General features: G+C 52.8%; 1 rRNA gene. It reads left to right on the top strand.

The annotated features are described in order from the left end of the window. A 16S ribosomal RNA gene (locus tag FBT53_RS15860) occupies positions 1-1,389 on the top strand; the annotation flags it as partial.

The following is a 1,389-nucleotide window of genomic DNA, read 5'->3' as shown; positions in this document are numbered from 1 at the left end:
CAGGAAAAAGCTTGCTTTTTTGCTGACGACCGGCGCACGGGTGCGGAACGCGTATGGAACCTGCCCCTATCTGGGGAATAGCCTTTAGAAATGAAGATTAATGCCCCATAGTAATAATTAGTTGCATGATTAATTATTTAAAGAATTTCGGATAGGGATGGCCATGCGTATCATTAGCTAGTTGGTGAGGTAACGGCTCACCAAAGCAACGATGATTAGGGGCCCTGAGAGGGGGATCCCCCACACTGGTACTGAGACACGGACCAGACTCCTACGGGAGGCAGCAGTGAGGAATATTGGACAATGGCCGAAAGGTTGATCCAGCCATGCCGCGTGCAGGATGACTGCCCTATGGGTTGTAAACTGCTTTTATATGGGAAGAAACCACTCTACGTGTAGAGTACTGACGGTACCATAAGAATAAGGACCGGCTAACTCCGTGCCAGCAGCCGCGGTAATACGGAGGGTCCGAGCGTTATCCGGAATCATTGGGTTTAAAGGGTCCGTAGGCGGGCTAATAAGTCAGGGGTGAAAGGCCACAGCTCAACTGTGGGACTGCCCTTGATACTGTTAGTCTTGAGTTATAGTGGGGTTGCCGGAACATGTGGTGTAGCGGTGAAATGCATAGATATCACATAGAACACCGATCGCGAAGGCAGGTGACCAACTATATACTGACGCTGATGGACGAAAGCGTGGGGAGCGAACGGGATTAGATACCCCGGTAGTCCACGCCGTAAACGATGGATACTAGCTGTGGGGCATTTAGCTCCGTGGCCAAGCGAAAGTGATAAGTATCCCACCTGGGGAGTACGTTCGCAAGAATGAAACTCAAAGGAATTGACGGGGGCCCGCACAAGCGGTGGAGCATGTGGTTTAATTCGATGATACGCGAGGAACCTTACCAGGGCTTAAATGTAAGTTGCATGGGGCAGAGACGTCCCTTTCTTCGGACTACTTACAAGGTGCTGCATGGTTGTCGTCAGCTCGTGCCGTGAGGTGTCAGGTTAAGTCCTATAACGAGCGCAACCCCTGCCGTTAGTTGCCAGCATGTAAAGATGGGGACTCTAACGGGACTGCCGGTGCAAACCGTGAGGAAGGTGGGGACGACGTCAAATCATCACGGCCCTTACGTCCTGGGCCACACACGTGCTACAATGGCCAGTACAGAGGGAAGCCACTCCGCAAGGAGGCGCGGATCTACAAAGCTGGTCACAGTTCGGATCGGGGTCTGCAACTCGACCCCGTGAAGCTGGAATCGCTAGTAATCGGATATCAGCCATGATCCGGTGAATACGTTCCCGGGCCTTGTACACACCGCCCGTCAAGCCATGGAAGCCGGGAGTGCCTGAAGTCCGTCACCGTAAGGAGCGGCCTAGGGCAAAATTG

Source organism: Flavobacterium sp. ASW18X, from assembly GCF_005144745.1.
Taxonomy (GTDB): Bacteria; Bacteroidota; Bacteroidia; order Flavobacteriales; family Flavobacteriaceae; genus Croceivirga.
Note: the sequence above shows the minus strand (reverse complement) of the source record. Positions and strands in the feature narration are given on the sequence as shown.